Raw genomic sequence first — 425 nt, forward strand, 5'->3', positions numbered from 1 at the left:
TCCGGATGGGTCCCGGTGATGAGGACACGACAACCGTCCAGCGCCGACACCCCCTCATTGTGAAGCAGGTCGTCGGTCACGATATCGTGGTCGATTTCGCGAGCGTGCAGTAAGGCCTTGATGCTGGTATCGGCATTATAGGACCAGTTGCTGGTGTCGGGCGTCATGTTGAGGATCGGCCGCCGGCGCGTCGTCACATAAATTGGATGACCGTCGACATGCCGGTCATAGTGTGACGCCCCGAGTTCCGGCATATGCTGCAGGGTCTGCAGTTCCTCGTCGAGGACCGGCAGGGCGCTCAGCTCCGAGATTTCGTATTCCGGGCTTTCAAGGGCGATCCGGTGCGTGGCATAGGCATGATAGGTGAAAGTTGAGGCGAGCAAGGCGACTGGCCTGCATGGCGCCGCCCGAGCAGGGTTCACGAA

At 60.5% G+C, this 425-nt stretch carries 1 protein-coding gene; it reads right to left on the reverse strand.

Annotated features, from left to right (window positions below):
* Positions 1-383, reverse strand: a 383-nt coding sequence (locus EN818_RS30870; protein ID WP_348631431.1) for a N,N-dimethylformamidase beta subunit family domain-containing protein, incomplete at its 3' end; no start/stop codon positions are given.
* Between the last annotated feature and the right edge of the window lie 42 nt (positions 384-425).

Source organism: Mesorhizobium sp. M3A.F.Ca.ET.175.01.1.1 (assembly GCF_004791945.1).
Taxonomy (GTDB): Bacteria; Pseudomonadota; Alphaproteobacteria; order Rhizobiales; family Rhizobiaceae; genus Mesorhizobium.